Source organism: Vibrio sp. V15_P4S5T153 (genome assembly GCF_963874485.1).
Taxonomy (GTDB): Bacteria; Pseudomonadota; Gammaproteobacteria; order Enterobacterales; family Vibrionaceae; genus Vibrio; species Vibrio anguillarum.
Window position 1 is genome coordinate 118,327 of sequence record NZ_CAWNHR010000021.1, and the last position, 24,928, is coordinate 143,254.

General features: G+C 42.5%; 17 protein-coding genes and 3 pseudogenes. 10 read left to right on the forward strand and 10 right to left on the reverse strand.

Going from position 1 to position 24,928, the window contains the following annotated elements; translation table 11 throughout:
- Nucleotides 1–67: 67 nt before the first annotated feature.
- Nucleotides 68–1,552, reverse strand: a complete 1,485-nt coding sequence (locus AACT42_RS23275) for a peptide MFS transporter (protein WP_040122798.1) — start codon at nt 1,550–1,552, stop codon at nt 68–70.
- A 305-nt stretch (nt 1,553–1,857) separates the two neighbouring features.
- Between AACT42_RS23275 and AACT42_RS23280 the strand changes: the two genes are divergently transcribed.
- Complete coding sequence (locus tag AACT42_RS23280) at nt 1,858–2,730, forward strand: YdcF family protein (protein WP_088733388.1); 873 nt, start codon at nt 1,858–1,860, stop codon at nt 2,728–2,730.
- Nucleotides 2,731–2,837: 107 nt separating this feature from the next.
- Here the strand turns inward: AACT42_RS23280 and focA are convergent, their stop codons facing one another.
- Nucleotides 2,838–4,289, reverse strand: a complete 1,452-nt coding sequence (gene focA / locus AACT42_RS23285; RefSeq protein ID WP_026028498.1) for a formate transporter FocA — start codon at nt 4,287–4,289, stop codon at nt 2,838–2,840.
- Between the two features lie 239 nt (nt 4,290–4,528).
- On the opposite strand from focA, the gene AACT42_RS23290 reads away from it, so the two are divergent.
- The gene (locus AACT42_RS23290; protein WP_013867825.1) at nt 4,529–5,434 is read left to right on the forward strand and encodes a LysR substrate-binding domain-containing protein; all 906 of its coding nucleotides are present in this window, start codon (nt 4,529–4,531) and stop codon (nt 5,432–5,434) included.
- A 328-nt stretch (nt 5,435–5,762) separates the two neighbouring features.
- Complete coding sequence (locus tag AACT42_RS23295; protein ID WP_094132943.1) at nt 5,763–6,269, forward strand: DUF1097 domain-containing protein; 507 nt, start codon at nt 5,763–5,765, stop codon at nt 6,267–6,269.
- Nucleotides 6,270–6,428: 159 nt separating this feature from the next.
- Here the strand turns inward: AACT42_RS23295 and AACT42_RS23300 are convergent, their stop codons facing one another.
- Nucleotides 6,429–8,060, reverse strand: coding sequence for an ATP-dependent endonuclease (locus AACT42_RS23300; RefSeq protein ID WP_026028965.1), 1,632 nt, complete (start codon nt 8,058–8,060; stop codon nt 6,429–6,431).
- A gap of 259 nt (nt 8,061–8,319) precedes the next feature.
- On the opposite strand from AACT42_RS23300, the gene AACT42_RS23305 reads away from it, so the two are divergent.
- The gene (locus AACT42_RS23305) at nt 8,320–10,059 is read left to right on the forward strand and encodes a bifunctional metallophosphatase/5'-nucleotidase (RefSeq protein ID WP_094132217.1); all 1,740 of its coding nucleotides are present in this window, start codon (nt 8,320–8,322) and stop codon (nt 10,057–10,059) included.
- 244 nt (nt 10,060–10,303) lie between these two features.
- On the opposite strand, the pseudogene AACT42_RS23310 reads toward AACT42_RS23305, so the two are convergent.
- The 3 pseudogenes from AACT42_RS23310 to AACT42_RS23320 form a co-directional block, all read right to left on the reverse strand.
- A pseudogene (locus AACT42_RS23310) lies at nt 10,304–11,029 on the reverse strand (IS4 family transposase); the annotation flags it as partial.
- A 353-nt stretch (nt 11,030–11,382) separates the two neighbouring features.
- A pseudogene (locus tag AACT42_RS23315) lies at nt 11,383–12,367 on the reverse strand (IS630 family transposase).
- A 197-nt stretch (nt 12,368–12,564) separates the two neighbouring features.
- Nucleotides 12,565–13,333 (reverse strand): annotated as a pseudogene (locus tag AACT42_RS23320) (IS30 family transposase); the annotation flags it as partial.
- A gap of 492 nt (nt 13,334–13,825) precedes the next feature.
- On the opposite strand from AACT42_RS23320, the gene AACT42_RS23325 reads away from it, so the two are divergent.
- Nucleotides 13,826–14,989, forward strand: a complete 1,164-nt coding sequence (locus AACT42_RS23325) for a hypothetical protein (RefSeq protein ID WP_094133659.1) — start codon at nt 13,826–13,828, stop codon at nt 14,987–14,989.
- Nucleotides 14,990–15,664: 675 nt separating this feature from the next.
- Entirely contained in the window at nt 15,665–16,552 is an 888-nt protein-coding gene (locus AACT42_RS23330) for a LysR family transcriptional regulator (protein ID WP_069212146.1), read from the forward strand.
- Between the two features lie 43 nt (nt 16,553–16,595).
- On the opposite strand, the gene AACT42_RS23335 is transcribed toward AACT42_RS23330, so the two are convergent.
- Complete coding sequence (locus tag AACT42_RS23335) at nt 16,596–19,286, reverse strand: bifunctional acetate--CoA ligase family protein/GNAT family N-acetyltransferase (protein WP_094133658.1); 2,691 nt, start codon at nt 19,284–19,286, stop codon at nt 16,596–16,598.
- Between the two features lie 219 nt (nt 19,287–19,505).
- Here AACT42_RS23335 and AACT42_RS23340 point away from each other — a divergent pair, with 219 nt between their 5' ends.
- Nucleotides 19,506–20,087, forward strand: coding sequence for an SPOR domain-containing protein (locus AACT42_RS23340; RefSeq protein WP_094129233.1), 582 nt, complete (start codon nt 19,506–19,508; stop codon nt 20,085–20,087).
- A 171-nt stretch (nt 20,088–20,258) separates the two neighbouring features.
- Nucleotides 20,259–21,263, forward strand: a complete 1,005-nt coding sequence (locus AACT42_RS23345; RefSeq protein ID WP_094133657.1) for a D-alanine--D-alanine ligase — start codon at nt 20,259–20,261, stop codon at nt 21,261–21,263.
- On the opposite strand, the gene AACT42_RS23350 is transcribed toward AACT42_RS23345, so the two are convergent.
- The gene (locus AACT42_RS23350) at nt 21,247–22,206 is read right to left on the reverse strand and encodes a tyrosine-type recombinase/integrase (RefSeq protein ID WP_094133656.1); all 960 of its coding nucleotides are present in this window, start codon (nt 22,204–22,206) and stop codon (nt 21,247–21,249) included. The genes AACT42_RS23345 and AACT42_RS23350 overlap by 17 nt on opposite strands.
- Nucleotides 22,207–22,308: 102 nt before the next feature.
- On the opposite strand from AACT42_RS23350, the gene AACT42_RS23355 reads away from it, so the two are divergent.
- Together AACT42_RS23355 and yciH are read left to right on the forward strand one after the other, a co-directional pair.
- On the forward strand, nt 22,309–22,680 hold the full coding sequence (locus AACT42_RS23355) for a DUF3319 domain-containing protein (RefSeq protein ID WP_017045561.1): 372 nt from the start codon (nt 22,309–22,311) through the stop codon (nt 22,678–22,680).
- Between the two features lie 7 nt (nt 22,681–22,687).
- The gene (gene yciH, locus AACT42_RS23360) at nt 22,688–22,999 is read left to right on the forward strand and encodes a stress response translation initiation inhibitor YciH (protein ID WP_094167961.1); all 312 of its coding nucleotides are present in this window, start codon (nt 22,688–22,690) and stop codon (nt 22,997–22,999) included.
- A gap of 516 nt (nt 23,000–23,515) precedes the next feature.
- Here yciH and AACT42_RS23365 read toward each other — a convergent pair.
- Complete coding sequence (locus tag AACT42_RS23365; RefSeq protein WP_013867794.1) at nt 23,516–23,671, reverse strand: YoaH family protein; 156 nt, start codon at nt 23,669–23,671, stop codon at nt 23,516–23,518.
- Between the two features lie 45 nt (nt 23,672–23,716).
- Nucleotides 23,717–24,907, reverse strand: a complete 1,191-nt coding sequence (locus AACT42_RS23370; protein ID WP_094132915.1) for a conjugal transfer protein TraF — start codon at nt 24,905–24,907, stop codon at nt 23,717–23,719.
- Nucleotides 24,908–24,928: the final 21 nt, after the last annotated feature.

The following is a 24,928-nucleotide window of genomic DNA, read 5'->3' on the forward strand; positions in this document are numbered from 1 at the left end:
TTTACAGATAAAAAGCCCCATACGCATAATGGTATGAGGCTTAATAATGTTCACATTTTGCTGATGTTTAAACTTCGTTAGGTGCAACTTCTGCAAGTTCATCCCGTTCGTTCATTTTTGATGCTTCAAGCATTTTTCGAACAACTAATGAAGCGACGATGGCCACTGCTACCATCACTACGGCTAAGATCGTGAGCATTTTAAAGTAGTCGCCATAAACGCTTTGGACGATATGCTGACTGATCACTTGACCTTTTTCTAATGCAATGGAGGTTGAGAACACCGCACCCACAATGCCGCTTAAGGCGATGGCGACTGAAAAGAGGCTAACCGAAAAGTTTTCGATGTGCTTGGGAGCCACTGACAAAATGAAGGCCACTACTAAACTACCAACAATGACTTCCGCAAAAGCTTGGAAGAAGTGGATCATCAAAAAGACTTCTGGTCTGATGATAACATCAGCACCAATATTCATGACTGCCATGGTTAAAATGCCAAATGCAATGGCGGTAAAGATGAATGCAAAGCCAATTTTAGTGGCTGTTGAAAAATTAATGCCTCGCTTTTCCAGTGAAGAGAAAGTCATAGCAATGACTGGCCCAGCAACAATGCACCACAGTGGGTTCATCGCCATTGATGCTTCAGGAGCGATTGGAATTAATCCAAATAAGTCACCACGCATCGTATTAATGGTTACCATGGTCATGGAGGTCATCATTTGCCCGTAATAGACAAAGAAACAGGTGGTGAGCACCGTCATGATAAGAATAGTGCCCATTTTCAAGGTATCGGATCGATTCGCTTTAAACATCAAAAAGATGAAGTAAAAAATGGCAGCCGCACCAATGGCATAAACGATGTTTTGACCGATGTCCATATTAGAAAACATGAAGAAAACTAGCCCAACCATCGCGCACGATACTGCACAAAAGGCGAGCCAGTTTTTCACGCTTACGGGAGCTTGATCAATCTCAGCTGCAGCATTCACTAATGATTTGTTAAACACAATTAAAGTGGCAAAGGCGAACGCTGCCAAAATGGCTGAGAGCATAAAGCTACCGTGAAAACCGATCACTAAAACAAACATCGGGAATAAATATTGGCCAAGTAATGCCCCCACATTGTTTACCGAATAATTGACAGGGTAACAGTTTTCAAAATGTTCTTGGGAGCTAAAAGTGCGTTTATATAAACTGGGGTAAGAAGGAGACATTAATCCGCGTGCGTAGCTCGCTAAAGCGATGCCTGCTAATGCCATCGCGACGTTGGTTGTTGAGGCACCCAGCACCAGTAGCGTGTAACCAAGAGCAAAAGCGCCGTAGGCAATGGTTAATGAACGATAAGCGCCAAGGAACTTATCGGCAATAAAACCACCAGCGATCGCAAAAAGGGGGCCAATGGATGAAAATGCTCCTACCACCATCATGGTATCAGCTTCGTTATAATCCAAATCTTCTAGAAAAAAACGGGTTAGGATAACCATTACCCCGTAAAATGATAAGCCAAACATCATTTGGCAGAACATCATTGATTTATTGAGTTTATTCCACATATTAATCTCTCCATGTAGTGGATTTTTAGAGTTTATTCCTGTGGATTTTATCATCGGTAGTTATAAATAAATTGAAACAATTATCGCAGAAACCTTACTTTATACACGAGCATTTCTAATGCGTGGCTATCGTTTGAGTAATGTTTAAAAAGTGATTGTTTATTTTATTTTTTGACTCAAGCATTATGCACATGTAGGAGTATTTACGTGTTACCAAACCATACGTTTTAATACTGCTGCTTTCTTGATGTCGATTGCTATGACACAAGTTTTATGGTGGCTGGAATGGAGAGAGAAAAATAACGATGGTAGCCGAGCATCTTTATATCGTATTAGGTAAACGACTTGTTGATCAGCAATTAACATTAGAAGGGCGTAGCCGTGTTGATGGCCTTGTTAAGGCGTTACAACGTCATGACATCGATCATAGTGTCATTGCTTTATGCGGTGGGCTCACGCTAGGGCAACAGATTTCTGAAGCGAAGGCTATGTATCATTACCTTCAATCGGAGCTTACTCGGCTCAATGTGTCACTTTTGAATAACCGCATTTTGCTGGAAGAACACTCGACCAGCACAGTGGAAAATATCGAAAACGTCGCGTTAGAGCTGCAAAAAAACGGTGACATTGACACGCAAAAAATACTACCAGTCACTTTCATTTCTAACGACTATCACTTGCAGCGTATTTTTGAAATTCAGCAACTAATGGATGAACAAGGGTTACTGCGAGTGCTAAAACAACGCTGTGAAATGATGGGGATCACGCTGGCTATTTCACCGGATCTGCACGATCACCTAGCGGTGAAATACCCTTATACGCATTTAGCCGCGGAACTGTTTCTATTGGCCGATCAACTAACGACTTACCGTGTCTACCTTGAAGGTGTCGTGGCGGGCTCATTTTTGCGCGATCTCACGCAAGTGAGAGCCATTCCCTACCAAATCGCATATGAGGCTATTTTAGCGATCAACCATAAAATCGCAGACAACCCAAAGTGGGTTTTTGTTCGCTGTCTTACGGATTTATTGATGCAGTGTATCAATGCCACAAAGGGGGCGTTAAGTGTCAGTGAGATTCAACCTTATCTCATTTTGTTCGACAGCAACTTAACGTTATTGAATCGATATCTTGATCCTGAAAACCCATGCGTCGGACGCTGGTGGCGTCAGGGATAGTAACAAGCGAAATAGATGAATCAAAGAGACCCCGCAATGCGGGGTCTTTGCTTTTTAGCCAAGCGACTTATTTCCTGACCAAAAACCGTTTTGAACAAAACAACGTGTTAAGCCGTTTCTAACGTACGCTCTTTGACCACGCTTAGACGCTCGCCATAAATTGGACGTAGTGCTGCCAGTACATGGTTACGAGTTAGCATACCGACAAACTTGCCATCTTCAAGGACGGGGAGATTTTGTGGTTTGTTCACTTTCATGCTTTTTGCGCGCTCTTCTAAAGAGAGTGAGCTAAAACGAGTAGCAATGCCCATGCTAGTGGTAGGGTATAACTGTTCTTTATCAATACATAAAAATTCGGCGATATCAATCAGACGGTCAGATGCATCGATGGCGATAACATCGCGGCTCATAAGATCCACCACTTTTTGCCCTTCGGTAGGGAGGTAGTCTTGGCACCATAAATCCACCATGACATCGTGAGCTGAGAAAAATCCGACCAAACGACCAGCCACATCAACCACAGGAGCACTATCGAGCTGGTTATCCAGCAACATATCAATCGCTACTGCGGTTGGCATTTCCACGCCTAGAGTTACAGGTTGGGTGTTCATAATGTCTTTAACTGTAATTGTTTTATTCATTTTCGTTTCCTTCACTGACGTAATTGTTGCTGTTTCCGTAATAGTGCTAATGTTTGCGGCTTTAAGTTGTGGACGGCGGAAAATAGACCAGTTGGCGAGACCAACCAACACAGCACCGCCGACGATATTGCCCAAAGTCACTGGGATAAGGTTTGCCACCACAAATTGATGAATGTTCAAATCTGCGTAATGAGTCGCACTGATACCGATCTGCTGCCAGAAGCTCTCTGGTGCAAAGTTTTGAATCACAATGCCTAAAGGGACCATAAACATGTTGGCTACGCAGTGCTCAAAGCCGCTAGAGACGAACATCGCCACAGGCAAAATTGTCATTGCGGCTTTGGTCATTGCATTGGCTGAGCTAAACGTTAACCAAATAGCAAGACAAACCAGTAAGTTACATAGCACCCCAAGAGAAAATGCTTGAACAGGTGTATGGTGCAGTTTGTGCTGCGCGATGTTCAGCGCATTCAAACCCCATTGACCATCATCCAACTGATAGAGACCAGCCCCAGTAACCAAAAGCAGTAAGAACATGGCACCAATGAAGTTACCGATATAAACCTTGCCCCAAATGGATAACATTTTGCTAAAGCTGATTTGTTTATTGGCCCAAGAAATGCTCGACAATACGGAACTGGTGAACAGTTCACCGCCACAAATCACGATTAAAATCAGCCCCATGCTAAAGGCTAAACCACCCGCTAACCGACTGAGCCCCCAACCTGCGTTAGCACTGCCTGTGGTGACAGTGATGTAGAACAAAAATGCTAAGCCGATAAAAGCACCAGCCATAATGGCAAGGCTCAGTGTCATACCGCTACTTTTCTTGGCTTTGCTTAATGCAAATTTCTCGGCTTCTGCCATCATCTCAATCGGTGAGAACAGCTGTTTATTTTCAGAGTAGGCTGCTGACATACACGCTCCCAAAGCTCAATTTCATAATTACCTCCCAAGTTCAAACAAAGCGTCATGCCTTGCTTCCCATACAGACTAACGAACGAGTCATGAAGTAGTAAAATTGATAATTTTTAGATTACTCATCAAATGAATTGATATGAATAAATGAAAGAGTAGAATGAAACCGTTTGCGCATATTAACTCCCTTGAAATTAAAGGTGTGGCGCGCAGTAGATGAAAGCTAAATAGGAAAAGCAGTGCGGTATTCACTCAAACAATTAGCAGTTTTCGATGCTGTTGCCGATAGTGGCAGCGTCAGTCAAGCTGCGGATAAATTAGCGTTAACTCAATCCGCGACCAGTATGTCGCTAGCACAATTGGAAAAAATGTTAGGTCGCCCTTTGTTCGAAAGACAAGGAAAGCAGATGGCATTAACTCATTGGGGAATGTGGCTTAGGCCGAAAGCGAAGCGTTTATTACAAGATGCTCAGCAGATCGAAATGGGCTTTTATGATCAGCACTTGCTTAGCGGTGAAATCAGTATGGGGGCCAGCCAGACCCCTGCCGAGCACCTCGTTCCAGACCTTATCAGCATTCTTGATAACGATTTCCCAGAGATGCGTATTGAGCTTGGTGTGAAAAGCACCAAAGGGGTGATCGATGGCATCCTCGACTACAAATATGACCTTGGTATCATTGAAGGTCGATGCGATGATAACCGTATTTCCCAAGAAGTGTGGTGCCGAGATCACCTAACAGTGATAGCTTCGGCTCATCATCCTTTTGCCAAATGTAAAACGGTGAGTCTTGCACAGCTTGAACAAGCCAAATGGGTGTTAAGAGAACACGGTTCTGGCACTCGAAATATTTTTGATAGCTCGATTCACCATCTTATTTCCGATTTAGATGTGTGGCGAGAGTACGAACATGTTCCTGTGCTACGCAGTATGGTTGCGAATGGTCCGTACTTAACTTGTTTACCTTACCTCGATGTAGAACGCTTTATTGAGAATGGCCAACTGGTAGCGCTCAATGTGCCTGATCTGAATATGGAAAGAACGTTGTCGTTTATTTGGCGAGCAGATATGGCTGAAAACCCGTTGGTTGAGTGCATTAAGCGTGAAGGACTGCGCATGATGAAAGGACGACCAAGCGTACTTTAAGCTTGTTAATCTTGGTTATGATTTACTTTGTTACTTCTCAATATGGGGTGTGATAAGTGAAGCTGTTGAGTGTTCGCATTTAGCATCATGCCACACACCCTCATCACCTAATCTAACGCTCATGCTCGATTAAAAAGCACTTCAAATGTGTTGATTTATCGTTTGCGTCAACATTTCAATGAAATAAGTGCAGTCATTGCATTTATTTCATGACTTAGGTCACTAGTCATCTGTGGTTGAAGCTTTTAATATCGGCACTTGATTTATTGATGTCGCTATAGCAACGGCTTGTTAAATGACAGGCAGATAGCGGCTAAATGAGGGCGCTATGAGCACACTATTTGCAATTTCACTAACGACAGGCATTCTTTCTGGTGTTTGGGGCTGGATAGCCGTTTCGTTAGGCTTACTATCATGGGCTGGCTTTTTAGGATGTACGAGTTACTTTGCCTCTCCAACCGAAGGTATTAAAGGTCTTGCAGAAAGTTTGATAACTAATATCAGTGGCGTTTTTTGGGCAATGGTCATTATTCATTCATCCAGTTTGGTGAGCTTGGATATTTTGGGCTACGTTGTCACTGCGGTAGTGGCATTTTTAATGTGCATTCAAGCGTCGAAAGCGTGGCTTGGTTATATCCCTGGAACCTTTATTGGCGCTTGTGCCACTTTTGCTGCTGGTGGTGATTGGCAACTGGTTGTTCCATCACTTCTATTCGGTGGCATTTTTGGCTTTGCGATGAAAACAAGTGGTATGTGGTTGCATCAACGATCTAACCAGCCAGCGCTGAGCGACAGCGCAACTGTTGAAACGCATTCTAAATCCTCAACTTGTTAATTTGTGTTTAAGACTAATGCTGGTGAAATCTGCATTGGTAAAGGTTACCCCCAATTGATCCGTATCGATTCATCAAAATTGTTGATATACCCATTCAATATAAGATTAGTCACATATAGCGAAATGGAAATGATACGAGGCACATAATCATGTGTGCCTTTACGTGTGACCATTGGCCATCGTAATCACGCGTTTTAGTGTCCAGCGCAGCAGTACAGGAATAAAGTCCACACCTTGTTGTTCACAATGGGAAACGATGGCAAGCGCCAAATCAGGTTTCGCGTGTTTTTTCAGCACACGTGTGACCACTTTTTTCGCAGGGATTGGATGATCGTAAGGTATTTTAATCAAATCTTTGAAGAAGTGTTCAAAGCCATGAGAGTACAGAAAATGTTCGATATCTCGATCGGGAAGTTCGGTCAGGCGATGCCGTTCTTGATCACCTGTTAGCATACCGCGTACCGTTGACGAATATTTTTTGCCAGCGGGATCGCCATCAGTCACGACATGCCAATCAATGCCAAACGCTTTCGCCACTTTAATTAAGGACTTCAGACCAGACTGAGCAAATTCGACAATTTGTACTCCTTCGGCGGCTAGATTATAGCCACACTGGCGAGCCAGCTCACTAAACAGCCACACCTCAGTTTCTCCTTCAACCAACAACCAGCAGCGAGCAAAAAGCACCCCTGAGCGATGAAAACGGATATGAAAACCGATACGTCGTAGTTCGTCCTTACTCAATCCACGAGAGATCATCGAATTTGCAATGGTACGGTCAGAAGTACGCACCAAACGCCGAATCGAATGAAGGGGAACAGAGCCAAGCAGATCACCACTGTTCGTTGTGAGAATTTTCTGCATGGGTAATAGTTGAAGTAAACTCCAAGCGCGCGCCAGATGAGTAGGGTGCAATCGACCTTCGGGATCTTCGATAATCAGCAGCGGCCTAGCGCAACGTCGTAGGTCTGTTGGGCCTTTGGCTTGCAGATAAGCATTGAGTAAGCCCATCAACAGCAAACGAGTTTGCTTATTTTTAGTTTCTTCAACAAATTGGCTTATGTTTTTATCGGCGGTTGGGCTGGAATAGACTAAGCTGTCACGTTGCTGTCTTGGGTTTTTACGTGTCTGACTTTTGAATGAAAAATAGTGATCAACTAATACATTCATTGAGTTAAGGCTACTTCTCATCTCGCCTTTGTTGACATGTCCAGGAATGGCCAGTAAACGACGACAGGTATTATCAATGCGTTTTTCGGCGCGAGAATTTTTACCGTTACCATTGACGAAAGGTCGCTCGAAACGCCGTGAATCTTTCAAACGGATCACTGGGTGTAAGCTCATCAGCTCTTGCGCTAATTTTTCGGAATGATGCAGCGGTAGTGGATTGCCTTCGAGGTCTAAAAACAGGTAGCGAGTGGTAATATCATATCGCTCACGAGTGGCACTGATGCGATAGAATATCCGTTTCGTACCCGTTTCATCTTCAACCCAAATCGGCCTCAGCTTACGATAACGGCCGGATCGAGATTCATTTTTATCTGTAGAAACAAAGCTTAAGACAATTTGTAAATGCTGAGTTTGAGGATGAGCGATAGAGTAATCGACGTGGAAATCTTGCATTTCAAATTGATAAGGTACACCGTTGGCTGGTAGCACTACTGATAAGGCGTCCAACAATGAGGACTTACCCCAAGTATTTTCACCGATCAATGTGGTGAGTTCATCAAAAGCGAGCGATAAACGTTTGATTCCTCTGAATCCGGAAATTTCAATTCGCTCTAGATGCATAGGCAGACTCCTTTTATAACTCAACAAGTTAGCTTCTCGCTGAGTCTGTTTTTCTTTAAGCATAATGGAAATTATGCAGATAAGTAGGCTGCTGGCTCACATATCAAGTGTTTATGTAGGGGCAGCCGAATGAGACAAAGGCTACAAAGCGTGATGAGGTTGACTTAGCGTAATTATATTTTCAAACTCGTTTCATAAAAGTCACGATTCTGTCATGATTCTTCAGCTAGGATAGAGTGGAAAAAGAAGAGAAAGATAAATGATGCATAAAAAGAATAGACCAGCATCAATTATGCTGGCACACATTAATGACACTCACTCATATTTTGAACCGACATCGCTGCAATTGACTCTCCACATCCAACAGCAGACTTTAACACCGTATGTAAGCGCTGGCGGCTTTGCTCGAATTGCAACACGAGTTCAGCAATTGAAAGAAGATGCGGCGCGTATGAAGCGAGCCTTTGTATTTTTACACGCTGGGGATTGTTTCCAAGGCACGCTCTATTTCTCGCTATTTAAAGGTAAAGCCAATGCGGACATGCTCAACGCATTGAATCTTGATGCGATGGCATTAGGCAATCACGAACTGGATATGGGTAATGAACCCGTTGCCCATTTTGTTAAACGTATTCAATTTCCATTGCTAGCTGGCAATTGGGATCTTTCCAATGAAAGATCGAATAAACCTTTTCCAATAGCCGGTAGCCCGCAAGTGATAAGTTATCAACCTCAAGGTAAATACGCTCGCTGGATAGAAAAACAGGCTGGTGATGAAACGATTGCAATTTTCGGCTTGTCACTCGATAAAATGGCTGATATTGCCAACCCAGATCTCGATACTCCATTTATTAACGCTATCCAAACGGCAAAAAATACGGTTGCTGAAATACGCGCTAAAGGGATCAACAAAGTTGTTCTACTTAGCCATTTAGGTTATGAAGCGGACATTGAGCTCGCACAGCAAGTGGAAGGCATTAGTGTTGTCGTCGGCGGGCATAGCCACCGATTACAAGGTGATTTTAGTGCACTAGGGCTGATGAAAGATGACGAATATGGTTTAAGAATTAACGACACTTATGTCGTCCAATCCGGTTATCATTCTTTGAGCTTAGGTCATTGTTATATCGACTTTTCAGCCGATGGCAAAGTGGACAAATTTCAAGGTCGTAATGAACTGTTACTTGGCCGTCGACTGTTTCTTGATGCCAGCATGAGCGAAGCGGGCACCGATAACACCCATTTAGCGGCGTGCGAATTTTTAAGCCAACACCCTAATGTGGTGGTGTGTAAGAAAGATCCGCAGGTCCAAGGAATATTGATCGATAAATACATGCCGCGAGTACGTCAGCTGCAACAAAATATTATCGCACATGCTGATCGTTTCTTAAGACACGTCAGAATTCCTGATGAAACTGGGCCGAGTGAGTTGGCTCCTTTGGTGGCTCAATCATTCGTCTATGCCATGCGGCAAAGAGGGCACCCCGTGCAGTTTGCAATACATAACGCTGGTGGAGTCAGAAACTCGCTCAACGCCGGACAAGTTTCGGTGGCAGACATTGCCGGAAATTTATTGCCTTTTGCCGTTCCTATTGGTGTCTACCGAGTGCAGGGAGAAACCTTAGTTGAGATGCTTGAAGGGGCGATTAATAATGCGCTGGGCAATGGGGTCGACGGCACAGGTTCTGGCAGTTATCCTTACACCCACAATCTCTCGTTTACTTATGCCGCCGATCGGCCTGTAGGACAACGCATCACAAATGTGTTGTTATTTGATGAACAAAAAGGTTGGCAACCAATTGATCTTAATCGTTATTATTGTGGAACCTCTTCGGCCTATACCATGAAAGGCAAAGAGGGATATGATGCGATACTGAAAATGAAGGGAGAAGGTTTTGTTTCGAATGTGTCAATGGCCGATGCGTTTATTGAACTGCTGACGGAAAAACCTGAAATACTTAACCACGCAGGAACTCAACCCCAACATCATTATCAGTAACTCGGTTTGACATAAATTTACTGGCATAGACTTTGCTTTTTAACTTTCAGTCTTAACGCATCTTCAACCCGATGAAGGTGCATGAAGATGTGAAAGGGGAAAGTATAATGTGGATTAGAGATTGGTTAGATGCTGCTGTCGTCGTTGCTTGGGTCAGTGCATGGTCTGTATTGGTGTATTTATTACCACTGGCAGGCGTATAAAATTCTAAGCTAAAAAGGAGCATAAATGGCTCTAATGCCGTTCACTTAAGGTGAGCGGCATTGTATTTTCTAGGGTATCGGCTTGGCTTTTTCTTCACGACTCTAGGGAAGGCTCTTTCTCGCCTTGGCTCAAGTATTAAGCTCCCACTCATTGCGTAGAAGTTTTGGAGTTGCCTCGGTATGGCTCCCGGTGACGAGTAGGGAAGCCCCACTATTAGGCGCATGATGTGGGCTAACGCTCCATTGAAGCTAAGTTGGTATGGCAAGTAGTCTCCATTCAACGTATTACACATCTGTACCATTTGATATCTGACTAAGTTGTATGTCAGTAGTATTCCCCAGAGCTCTTGTCTCACGAGCTCTGGGAGTCGGCTTCGCAGTGTAAGGCGGTTACCAAGCATGTATTGTTTTTGCTCTCGGTATCCCAGTTCAATTTCCCAACGGTATCCATATAAACCGACTATATCTGATTTGGGATAAAGCATAGAGTCAACCATTGAGGTGAGAACATCGTATTGCTTACCCTCCTTGATTATCGAGATTAAACGTACTACAACCTCTTCTTCTAACTCTGGCCATTTCTTACGCGTTTACGGGTTACTCTTCAGTTTTATCAGTTTATCTTGTCGGCCAAAAGACTGAACGACTTCATAAATCAGCCCTTTTTTCATCGGGATAAGCCAATGGCGATTGATGCCGTGCGAACGCCATGCTTGAAGTAAACCTAGGGAGTAAAAGCTTTTGTCGAAGAGCGTTAAGCTGTTATCGAGGGCTTGAGAAACGTGCATAAAAAAATCCGATAAACAAGGTCTATCGGATTTTTACATAAAGGTAGGACCATTCAACTGATCTGCCGATTAAAGTCTTAACTGATCGGCATTGGAGCAAGTACACTATCTTTAATAGTGCACTTAAGCAATAAATAATCATCACATATTTGCTGTTTCTTGCTCGCGTTGAGTTGTTTAGTGCTGTGAACTCAGCGGCAAAATAACCTTCAGCATCCAAACGTCCGCCGAGCATGCTACGCTCGTCACTTTTCTTCCAAACCGCTAAATTCTAGTTTTTGTTTCTTTGCTGAGTTAGCATTTTGGTTTATAAATTAATGGTTTATACCCGTTCAACGTGAAGATGCTGGTTCCAATATCTGAAAATTATCCGTAATTCTGGACGTAAGTGAGTCTGCAACTTTTGGTAATGTTACATCGAAAAAGTTTTTGATTGCAGAGGTAAATACCGCTGTGGAGGAAAAATAAACATTGTTCCTCACATGCTCATTCATTACTTTCCAAAGTCGCTCTATTGGATTTAAGTTTGGGCTGTATGGTGGTAAGTAATGAAGCTCTATCTCTATATTGAGCACTTTTGCCGCATTTCTCACCAGCTCTGACCGATGGTAGGCGGCTCCATCAAGTACGATATGAACCCTCTGCTCTAATCGGTAATGTTCCTTTTTGAGCTTCCAAAAGAAACGAACGATGCTCTCGCTATCTATCGTGTCATAAGTATCTGTGATCGTTGCGCCAATGTCTTTCAGTGCAAGAGCACCGATTATATTCAATCGTGTACGACTTCCTGTTGTCTCAATAAGCTTATCCTGCCCCTTACGGAGCCAACCATAGCTAAGCTTTGTTGATTGAGTTGGATGAACGGCATCCATAAAAAGCACAGGTGCATCGTTAAACTTAAGCACTTCGCTGTAATACTCGATAAATGGTTGCTGCTCTTCAGGTTTTAGCTTGCGCGGTACGCCTTTGGGCTTTTTGTATGAAAAACCGTGGTGATGTGACCACTTGTTCATACCTTCAACGGTGTAGCTTACACCGAACTCCGTCTTGACGTAAGTAACGATTTGATGGGTATGAAAGTAGGTTTTCTCAGTCAAATGCACAATGAGCTGCATCGTCTGAGTCACAGAAAGTCGACTTTGGCTACCACCATTCTCAGGTTTAAGTTTTTCAGAGAGAACATAATCACTAAGATGGCGAGCACAACGGTCGATTCGTGAATACGAAGAGCTTGTGAAATCATCGTCTGACTCCAGACGCGAGTAAAAGCGCTTTAATACGGTCTCGCACCCGACCATCACGAGTTGAGTCGTGCATCTCTTCGAGTTGCTACTTCTGCTTTGGAGTAAGTGTAATTTTCATGGCGCCTAGCATGATCCTACGTTCATGGAAAATCAAGCATCTTCAATGATCACGGGTATATCATCAGTTTGTTAAAGGTCTCTATCTTAGATGGCAATCTGAAAAATCATCGATGCCCGTGGCTTAGTATCAAGTTTGAAGTGCGACACTTTCTACAGATGCGCATGAATATACTCCGTTGGTGTGCGGTACCCAAGTCTTTTGCGTGGGCGCGTATTCAATTTGTGTGCAATTTCATTACACAGCTTCTGTGTCACGTGTGACATGGAAGTTCGTTTTGGTAAGTATTGTCGTATCAAGCCATTGGTGTTTTCATTAGCACCTCGTTCCCATGAGTGGTATGGATTTGCAAAGTAAAACAGACAGTTATGATGTTTTTCTAAGTTGTGCGTAACCGTGAAATTTAGTGCCGTTATCAGCAGTTATCGTCTTAAAAGGTAAGTCAGAGCGGGTCATAATTTTGCTCATTCTTACGTTGAGTGATTCGCTTGTTCTATCGTCCATTTGCCCAATAAAAGTGTAGCCAGTCATTCTGTCGACTAAAGTGACGATACAGTGCTTGGTTCCGCGACCAATGACGGTATCAATTTCGCAGTGGCCCGGCTCTTCGCGATTCTCAGCTTCTGCCAGTCTTTCGGAAATATGACGCTTATTGGCAAGGCGTCCTCGACGGTCTTTTGAGTTGTACCGCTTACGCCGCTTTTTGGTCGATTGACGAAGATGTTTCCACAGTATTCCTCCTTCTGCTTTGTCGTTCCAAACATATTGGTAAATGAGCTCATGGCTAATTGTTGGATAGCGTCTTCCCCTTAGGTATCCGACAATCTGCTGCGGGCTCCAGTCCAGCCGTAGCAAGGCTTCAACCAGTGTGAAGTCGCTTTTGGTATAGCGTTTGTTGCGCCTTGAGCGTCTTAATCTACTTATTTAGTGTGGTTGTTGCTACCCTAATTTTCGTTGAGGATTACGTCAGAAACAACCTGCTCTGGCTCTCACCACTTAGTGCAGAAGACAAAAAGTTCAATATCGAGCAGCTCAGACTATACGCCCAACTGCTCACTGCAATATTCTCGATCTACTTCGCTACAATTGGAATTATACTGAGTGCTGGTTACACCAGACTTCGCCGGGATATCATCCAAATGCTCAGCAACGAGCAAGTGGGTAGCGTATATTCTCGAGTTTTGGTGCTTTCAGCGATGTTCTGTTTAACAGTTTTTGTAGCGAAACTTGGCCATTGGTCTAAGTATTTAAGTGAACTTAGCTGATCAGATCGTAGGTTGATAATTTAGTTCCATGATTTAAGAAACAAAGCCATTTTATGTAGGATTTTTCTGGGATTATGAGTCGTCTATTGTCTGCTTTTACTGATGATTATATTGTTAAGTGAATGAAATCTAGTCTAGGAATCTCGGAATGATAACCAATAACATAACTAATGCTCAACTCAGCGGCATTGAGCGAAACGCTCCTCAATTGGGTCCCCAAAACGTCGAGACTTACCTTGCAACGATTGAGAAAGCCCAGAAAGACCTTGAAAAAATCGATCCTTCCATTGCATCAGTCGATGAGCAATCAGCAGATTCTGAAGTACTAGCTATGGTAGCGGCTCATCAAAAACAAGTTGTCCAGTCTATGGTGGGTAGTAATCCTGAGGATACTATTGCATTGAAACTAGCCTCTGGTATCGAAGCATGCAGTGCTCGACTTGAAGCGATACAGCAGCAAGCTATGGGCTTAGGTGTATTTGTAGATTCCATGGAAGCGATGTGGGAAGACATATCAAAAACATCACCATTAACAGGGTATGCGTTAGAAGACGCTTTTCAACTAGTGCTTATGGATGTATTGATCCACATTGACGATTACAATTTAACAGCGGATGAAAAAGATGCCCTTCAACGTTTTATGGAGTGTGGTGGTTCAGGGATGCATGGTTCTCATGAAAACTATGATCAAAATGAATTTGTTGCTGACCTTCCTGGACTTTTTAACAAAATTCATGACCACGCACCCAAGGACAGTTTTGCTTATACAATTACTGATTCTATGAAAAATAATTCTGGTTGCCCCGGGGCTTTAGTAACGCAATTTCAGGATAATTGGGGTACTGCTAGTGAATGGTATTCTAACTGGACTAATGGCATAGGCGATGTCTCTCCAATTATGCGTATGGCATTACTCTCTAGTGTGCTGACTGATTCATCTGTGGAAATCTCCAGCGACGAATATAATATGTTTCTTACTGGTAGCCTGTCTGATATTGATACCTTTATGAACGAAAAGTACGGTAAAAATACCATTGAATACATTAACGAGGATCTTGCTATGTGGAACTATTACTTCGATCCTAGTGAGAATCCAGTTACCGGTTTTGGTATGAATTTCCATTCTTCTAGTGGAATGCAGGTAGACTACTTCACTGCATTATCAGAGAATTTACCTTCTCGACCTCTCACCGACGAGGAGCTGAAAGAAGTCAACCGCATCGGTGATCAGGTAAGAATGCTGCAAGAGACTCTCAAATATTGGTTGCAAATTTGCCGAGACGAGCTAGTGGCCATTGCACGTAACATCTAGTTCAGAACGGTCAATTAGGTTAGTTCAGAACGGTCAATTAGGTCGGTCGAAATAAAAATGGGTTGTGGCATCTGAAACACATATACACATTCATGCATTCAAGAGGGACTGCCAACGCGTGGCGGCTTTAGCGCAAGTGTTTACAGTGGGTTTTTGAGTTCGGCGGTGCGTTGTTAAACACCGCTGTAGCTTCAAGTAGGAAGAGAATATAACAATCTAGAGTTACGGATGTGATGAAAATTACCATTTTTCTGTATTCACGCTCTTTTTGAACTGAGTCGCTAAAAACGTTAGCAATACGTTAAAAGCTGTCTATATTTTTCCAGTCTGCTAGAATCGCGTTGTTTATATTTTAGCCTTTAATTTTACACACTTATCGAGGTTTTACATGGAGCTTGGATTAATCATCGTTTTTATCGTGGCTGCAGCGGTCATGGTTAAGAAAGAGATGTCAGAAAATAAGAAATAGACTCACTCATTGATAACTTTTCTACCCCTTTTTAAATGAATGTGTCTCAAAGCCAGTATTAAACTGGCTTTGTTATTTCTACGATTTTTGGTTCCAAACCAGTTCCCCTCGTCTATTTTCCATCCCGTCAGAGATACCACAACGATGATAAATAAGGCATACTCGTTATTGCATACTCACTGCAATTTCACCAAAGGATGTCTATTTTGCAAAGTCCAATTACCTTAGAAGCGCTTCATATTTTAGATGCGATTGATAGACGAGGCAGCTTTGCTGCGGCGGCAAATGAGCTAAGCCGTGCACCATCATCGCTGAGTTATCAGATCCAAAAATTGGAACAAGATTTAGATATCACTATTTTTGACCGTTCAGGGCATAAAGCGACGTTTACTGAAGCCGGCTTGCTCATTCTTGAGCGGGGTAGAGCCATTTTATCGGCGACAGAAAAATTGGTGAATGACGCAACCTTGTTAGCGAATGGTTGGGAACTGGATTTGACGGTCGCATTTGACGGTATTATCCCTATTCATAATTTTTTCCCAATGGTTGAAGCGTTAGGTAATGTCAGTAAAACACGAATCCGTCTTCAAGAAGAAATTTTAGCGGGGTGTTGGGAGTCGCTTTCAACCGATCGAGCCGATTTGCTGATTTGCCCACGTATCGATACGTTACCACAAGATGTAAAAGCAGAAACCATAGGAACTATGTCAATGGTTTGGGTAGCGGCCAGCTCGCATTACGTGCACAAACGAAGCGGTGCATTTGATGAAGAAGCAAGGCAAAAGTATCGAGTGATTGCGATTGCCGATACCGCGCGTGACCAGCCTGCAATGAGCGTGAATATTTTGCAAAAACAACCGCGTCTGACGGTAACTAATTTCAGTGCAAAATGTGCCGCGTTAGTGGAAGGGTTAGGTATTGGCACATTACCGAAACAGATAGCAGAACCATTGATCGCCGCAGGTAAACTGAAAGCAATTAGCGGATCTGAAGAAAAATCGATGCAGATCATTATGGCATGGCGGCGTAATAAAATGGGCGAAGCAAAGTCGTGGTGTGTGCAATACCTCAAGAAAAACTGGGTGCTAAGTTAAAATTTTGGGCGGATCACAGTGATCAAATCTGATCGCTACGGCTTTATTCTGGTTTATTTAAGATCAAAACCATATCTGCCGTCCCATCTTCGAAATGCACTTCAATCTCAAAACCTAATTTTTGCGCTAGCGTCAACATGCCTCGGTTGGTTGGCATGGTCATGCCGGAAATTTGTAAGGTTCCTTTCAAGCGACAATAGTCGATGATTTTTTGCAGCAAGATTTTACCCAAACCTTTTCCTTTTAAATCAGAACGGATCAAGATGGCGAACTCAGCATCGCTATTCTCAGGGTTAATGAGTGCCCGTGAAACGCCAATAATACTCTCTTGATCATTGGTATGATCCACTGCGACAAAAGCCATCTCTCGGTCATAGTCAATTTGAGTAAAATTGGCTAAGGCTTCATGGTTAAACTCGCCGACATCCGAAAAAAAGCGTTTATACAAATCTTCTTTTGATACGTTACGGATAAACTCTGCATGATGCGGCTCATCTTCGGGCAAGATTGGGCGTAAGGTAATGGCCGAGTTGTCCTTTAGGATCATATTTTCTTCAAACTCACTTGGATAGGGGCGGATAGCTAATCTACTTTGTCCGTCGCCTTGGTAATCTTTTAGGACTAAGTTGGCATCCAATATGGTGAATTGATTGCCATTGGCTAAAACCGGGTGAATATCTAATTCATCTATTTGTGGACATTCAATAATCATCTGCGAGATACGAACTAAAAACTCAGATAACCCATCAATATTCATTGGCTCTGGTAGTTTTTGCAGCCGAATTTTCCCGCTGCGTATTGCTCTGACAATCAGATAACGAGCGAGCGTCATATTCAGTGGGGGGAGTGCGGCGGCGGCATCGATTGATTCATCCCATTCTGAACCACCTTGTCCCAGTAAAATGACCGGGCCAAAGGTTGTATCAGTAATCACTTTGATCCTGAGCTCTTCGCCGCCAGCGAGCTTTGCCATTGCCTGAACCAATAACCCATGAATATTAGCGGAAGGATACGAGATCTGCGTGCGATCCAATATCGCTTGCGCTGCGCTTGCCACTTCGTGGCGGTTGCGTAGATTGAGCATCACTCCTTGCACATCTGATTTATGCGCAATATCGGGCGAACGCAATTTCACCACGACTGGGTAACCAATTTGCTCGGCAATATGTACCGCTTCACTGGCATCAGAAGCTATCCAAGTTGGTAATACATTAAAATTAAAATATTTAAATAACTTACCTATTTGGTGTGTATCAAGGTGACGGGTAGGGTGTATGCCTAGTTGCTCCGCTATCCATTGCTGCGCGCTGTGTATTTCTGATACATGGACGGGTTCTGCGGTTGTCGGCGTTTCCATTAGTTGTTTTTGATTTCGACGGTACTCGACTAAGTGCATGAATGCCACCACTGCACTTTCTGGCGTTCGATAGGTTGGGATGCCCGCTTGGGTAAATATTTGTCTAGCCGGGCGCGCGGTAAGTTCTCCTGACCAATTGGTTAGGATGTTAAAACGTTTATGGCGAGGGTGCACTTTAATGGCATCGACCACCGCTTGAGCGGTTTGTTCAGACTGCGCAATCGCAGATGGGCTGTGCATAATGAGAATGGCATCGGTTTTATCACTATCTAGCAGCACATTTAGTGTATTAACGTAGCGAGTATGATCCGCATCACCCACCATATCGACCGGATTACTGTGAGACCAACTTTTAGGCAGGCACTGATTTAGTTTTTGATAAGTAGACTCTTCAAGATCGGCAAGTTTTCCGCCTCGATCTAACAAGGTATCGACGGCCATAATAGCTGGCCCGCCACCATTGGTAATAATAGCAAGACGTTCACCTCGTAATGGAACGGAGTGAGTGAGTGTCTCAACAGCGGCAAAGAGTTCATGGGTATTGCTCACCCGTAACATACCCGTGCGTTGAATTGCGGAGTCATAAATAATGTCGAGTGTATTGTCTCCACCAGTATGTGCTTGCGCCGCTTTACGTCCAGCAAGCGTTCTTCCTCCTTTTAATACTAAGATTCGCCGGTTACGTGACGCGGCACGCGCTGCCGACATAAAACGGCGAGCATCCTTAATCGTATCAACATAAAGCAAAATGGCTTGGGTGTGTCTATCCGTGCTCAGGCAATCAAGCAAGTCAGAGAAATCGATGTCGCTGGCATTACCAAGAGAAATAAATGCTGAAAATCCGATTTCTTTGTCATTTGCCCAATCTAAAATCGTGGTACAAACCGCTGCAGATTGTGAAATAAAGGCAATGTTACCTTTTAAGGCTGTGACAGGAGAAAACGAAGCGTTGAAATTTAACCAAGGTAGGATCAGCCCTAAGCTATTGGGGCCCAAAATGCGCATTCCTGCCGATTTTGCAATTCTAGAACATTGGGCTTGGATTTCGACTCCTTGAGCATCTTCAGTATACATATCAGATGAAAGTACGATGACGGAGCTGATGCCTTTATCTGCCAATTGCTTAAATAAGGTAACGTTGCGTGTTGCGTGCGTGCATAAAATCGCAATATCAGGGACGATAGGCAGAGATTCGATACTTTTGTAGGCCAATACGCCACAGACGGATGGATAATAAGGCGTGACAGGCATAATCGCACCATCGAAGCCTCCTTGAAGTAGGTTCTTCATCACAATATTGCCAGCACGAAGCGAGCGTACTGATGCACCAACAACCGCGATCGATTTTGGTTTCAGGAATGGATTTAAATTGTTCATGTTGATGAACCTTTCACTCACGAATTACCGTTAGCTTAGCGAACAAATGCTATCCTTGTTCACTATATTGGTTTGATTGTGATCATTACGTCGTGAGACAACTGCGACTTTGTGCCATAAATCACAGTACAAAGGTATATAATCACAAAGCGAGCTTGATTCTGAGCGTCGCTATCGGCATGATTTATAGTAATTTCTACTTAAGGCGTTGAACAATTCATGAAAAAAATCACAATTGTCGGTTTATCAGTGCTTCTGGCTGCCTGTGCATCTGATACATACATTACCGATGTCACCTCTGAAAGCCATCGTGAAGAGTACAAAGTTGCTCCGGTTCAGCAACCAGTAGTCGCTCAAGAAGGCATGGCTACTGGAATTTCTGAGAGCAATGTCGAAACGAATGTGGTGAAGATGTCTCCTAACGATACAGAGAAAAAAGTCGTTAAGATGAGCCCTCAAAGCAAAGCCGCAGTAGCGCTCATTCCACCGACAGCTAAACAGACGGCAATGAATCCGCGTTTTGGCTACACCATTCAGGTCGTTGCTGTTGGATCACAGAATAAAGTTGATCAGTTTGCCAGTAAACTGCCCAATTCTGACGGCCAACCTATTTGGGAAAATTATAAAGTAGTGAATGGAACCAAGTGGTACACTGTACTTTATGGTGACTACGCAACTCGTGCCGATGCTGTTGAAGCAATTGAAACACTGCCAACCGAGTTTCAAGCAATGAAACCTTTTGCCAAAAGTATTGATACCATCAAAAATTCGGAATTTCCGACACTCAATAAGTTGAACTGATTCTGGATTTTATCGCGAATAAATGATCAAAGGGGCTTATGCCCCTTTATTGCTTATAACTTAGCCTGTTACAACAGTAAAAAGGTTTTCCTTGGCTAAAACCGTGTAACTTCACACTGAATTGATTATCATGCTTTATAGTTTATTCGTCAGCAGCATGGACAGATTTTAATGACTCAAACAACAATCCTATTATTATGTGGTGGCGGTTCGTCAGAACATGAAGTTTCACTTGTGTCAGCCAACTATTTACAAGCACAACTTGAAAAAACAGAAGGTTTTCAAGTTATTCGCGTCGAAATGCGACCCGATGGTTGGTACAGTGAAAAGGGCGATCTGAGTTTCTTAGACACGAATGCTGCAACGTTGAATACCAATGGTGTTGCCGTCAATATCGATTTTGTGGTTCCTTGCATTCATGGTTATCCAGGGGAAACGGGCGACCTTCAATCGATGCTCGAGCTGGCTGGCATCCCATATTTAGGTTGTGGTCCAGAAGCCAGTGCTAACAGTTTTAATAAAATTACATCTAAGCTTTGGTACGATGCGCTGGGTATTCCTAATACACCTTATCTTTTTCTTTCAGAAAATAATGCACAAGCGCATCAGCAGTGTAAGCAGGCTCTGGAAAAATGGGGAAGTGTGTTTATTAAAGCGGCGAGACAAGGCTCATCTGTTGGTTGTTACAAAGTCACCGAGGTTTCCCAGCTCAACAGCGCAATCGATGTGGCTTTTAGCTACTCGGAACAAGTTCTGGTTGAAAAAGCAGTGAAACCTAGGGAATTAGAAGTTGCCGCTTATCAGCTTGATGGTGTTTTATATCTTTCTAAGCCGGGTGAGATCATCGCACCAGAAGACGCATTTTATACTTATGAAGAAAAATACAGTGCGGCTAGCCATTCGATGACTGAAGTACAAGCTCAGAATTTAACCAGAGATCAATTAGAAATGATAAGTGATTGTGCTGCTAGGGTTTTTACCCACATGAAGCTTAGGCACCTTGCACGTATTGATTTCTTTTTAACCCCAGAGGGAAACATTTATCTTAATGAAGTTAACACCTTCCCTGGCATGACTCCCATTTCAATGTTTCCTAAAATGTTAGAGCATAATGGGCATAGGTTTCATGAATTTCTAGCCAATTGCGTGACAACGTCACTCAATCAAAAGGTTTAATGACCTTAAATTTCATCTGTTCACTTTCTGCAATGTCGAGTTTACCAATGTATTGAGCTGGCATTGCAGGGCTTAACCATCGTCCAAATTGCTGAATATCTTGAGTTTTATAACCTTGTTTAGCCAGTTCTTGAGCCGCACCAACACGGGTTGATTGGCCTGAAAACCTCAAGTCAAATATGCCTAAACGTTGCCCTGCATGACGTAAGATACGGAAAATAGACGCATCATTTAAAGATCTATTTGAAATATTACCATGGCGATCGATTGAACAAAACACAATGTTCGACTCTTTATTGAGTAATTGTAGCCACTTTTTAAGTGCAAGAGAGGCCGATTGAGAAAGATAATAATCGACATTTCCCACGATGATCTTCATTTGCCCATCCACAGTTAAGACTTGTCCTGTACTTAGTTTTTTAAGCTCACTTCGTTTCCAAGCACACTCAAACATCACATAATAGATTGCAAGATCGCGGATATCCTTTTTGTTAGGTGAATGAATAAGTTGTATATCTAGTGCTAATAAATGTTTTTTCGTTAACGGTGTCGCTTGCTTAGCATCATCACCTTTCTCTCCTTTAAGACGAAACAAAGAAAGTTGAGTGAGTCGGTATTGTGTGGGGTCTTTCATCGAAAGTAGGTGATGGATGATACCAATGGTGACCATGTAACGCCTGATAGTCGCGTATTTTCTCACACGAGCTTCCGTTTCGATAAATTGCCTAACAGCTGTTGTTGAGCCAGGAAGAGGAGTAACACATCTTATTTTGCAAAATGTAACAAAATGATTCCAATCTTTAGTCATGGCCAAAGCGGAGTTCTTCGAATATTGCCAATGTGTCAAATGTTGAAATTGTTCAAAGCAAACTGTGTCGGAAAATTCGGTAACCTTTTGTTTTAAAATCATAGGATCTGTGATGAGAGGGATGTTTTTTTTCATCTTGATGCACTATAACAATATGGTTTATCGATAAATATACTTGATAACGGTGAAGATACAATTATTATTTAACTAACCTATAATTAAAAAGACCAATAACATATGGCTATAGCGACGTATCGAGGATTTACCCTTACATCTGCGCCTAACTCTACAGATATATGGCAAGTTAAGATCAAAAACCATGTTTTGACTGGTAACCTTGCGGCAGTTAAAAAAAGCATAGACTGGTGGTGTGATACTGCCTCTATCATTGATCCTAGAGAGTTCAGTGCGGTAGGTAAGAAGAGAGAAGATCCAAATGGTAAACAAGAGCAATTTGGCGGCTTTACACTGAAGAATGATACAGGTGAGCTCAATGGGTGGTATTGCTTTTTCAATGGTCGCTTAATCAAAGGTTCAAAAGTGGCTATTCAAAAACATATCGAAGCTTATTTGCTTGCAAAACAGAAAGCAGAACAATTAAAGAAGTAAATGATTTATGACACTTGTATATTCTACGGATTTAGGCCGTATCAAAGCTGAGCCTGAAGTTATAGAACGCCCTAAAGGAGATGGAGTGGTTAGAATCCATCGTCAAACAAAAGGGCGAAAAGGGAAAGGCGTGAGTATCGTGACCGGCTTGGATTTAGATGATACTGCACTAAAGCTATTCGCGGCAGAACTCAAGAAAAGTTGTGGGTGTGGTGGCTCAGTAAAAGATGGTGAAATAGAAATCCAGGGTGATGCTCGAGACAAAATTAAAGCTTATTTAGAAAAGAAAGGTTTCATAGTTAAACTAGCCGGAAATTAACGTATTAATAACTAGAATGAAATCTTCGATTATCAGACTAGTTATTAGGTATTTTATGGTAAATACTGATTATGTTTAATGGCCACATCCCTAGAAAGCGTACAAAGGCGTGGCGCTTTCATTTTGTCATTATTTATTGAACATAAGATATATAATGCGCACCATGAATTAGGGGAAGATTAAAAGTAGGCTTGTTCAGATTAACGTTACAGTGTATTGATCTGGAGTTTTATCCTGACATGATCCGCACTTATTCGAGATGAACGCAGTGACATGTAATAAAATTACACCAAGTTGATTCGTGATATCCGTACGGTTTTTTATTCTGTCATATCTTATTGTTTTTATTTAATATTATCCTTTTATGTTCGATTGAATTTATGTTCGATTGAATTCGATATGTGCAATGAATTCGTTTCTGGTTTGTAATGATTTTAAGTCGAGATAATAAGGGTATAAAAAAGCGTCCACTAATGAGTGAACGCTCTTATGCAATGGATATAGTTAGGTTGAGAATTAATTCGTTTTATCTGCAGATTTTTCTGCTCTAATTTGGGATGCAACGATTTTTATGGCTTCTGCGGTACTGATACCTTGAGCCATTAGTTGTTGAATTTTCTCCACAGCTTCTTGCTGTTCTTGGTGAGATAAAGTAGGAATATCATCAAACATTTAAAAAGGCTCCGGTTGATTAGGAGCCTGACTATAAAGATCGAGTTAATAACTAGCAAGGAAATTTATGTAAGCTCCCATCGCATTATCGTTTGTATAGCTAGCTCCAATGTCCAGTTGGAAGAGATTGAGAGGTGAGATCCCTACCCCTGCTGTGATTGTTCCATCAACATTATCGTATGCTAAGTTCTTCTTATATCCTGCTCTTAATTTTAACTGACGCATGATATCGATTTCACCACCTACTCGAATCATCTGTGTATTGTCATTAAAATTAGTGTAGCGCTCTTCTTCGTTAAGATCATAATCCATGCTTAATGTGGCATAGTCTGCAACAATACCTACGCCTACTGTATAAAGTGGCCTCATTTGGTATGCGTAGCCAATATTGATGTCTCGTGTTTTACCGAATTGGCTCTTAAGACTCTTAGTGTAAGATTGAGTTTGAATGTCTCTCTTGACTAAATTGGTTGCGGAAAATCCAACTCTTAAAGGCCCATAAAACCACAATGCGCCGGCATCAAGGTTGAACATGGTTTCACCTTGGCCATTATCTCGTGCATCTTTGATATCGTAATCGGTTACGCTTGCTGAATATACATAGGTGTAGATGCGTTGAAGTTTAGGTGTTACACCAAAGGCAATATGTTGGCCTAAAAATGTTTGGTACTTGGCTAGCGAGAAACCCACTTCTGTTACCCCAACGGAAACAGCATTCACTGCACTGAGCTCGGCGTTTTCAACAGATTGTAGCTCTGGAGTTAATGAAGCAGTGTTTTCGCCGCTGTAAACATCAGGAGTGACAAACGTTTCGGTATAGGCTTTGGCGAATAAATTAGCCGCTATAAATTGGTTAGGAATGGCAAAGGCGACAACACCGCCAATTTCGGCTTTTAGTTTATCATTTTGTAAATTATCTAAACTTTTCTGCAGCTGTTCAGTATTTGTGTAATCTTTTTTTTCTATGAAGCTTGAAATGCTGTCTAAATCATCGACCATGTGGTCTTCATCATTATAAGAAATCCCGAAACTGGGAACGATCATACCTACGTCATCGTTACGACGATAAATAGCCACAAGTGCAGGGTTATAAAATGGAGCAGTGAGAAAGTTCGCAGATACAACCCCTACACCACCCATCGCATCCCCTCGTGCCTCTATTGCATAATTGGCTGCGAAGCTGAAAGATGGTGTAAGTACGACTGCAAGTGGGAGTATTTTAATGAAATTTTTCATAATGTTATAAACGTGTCGTTT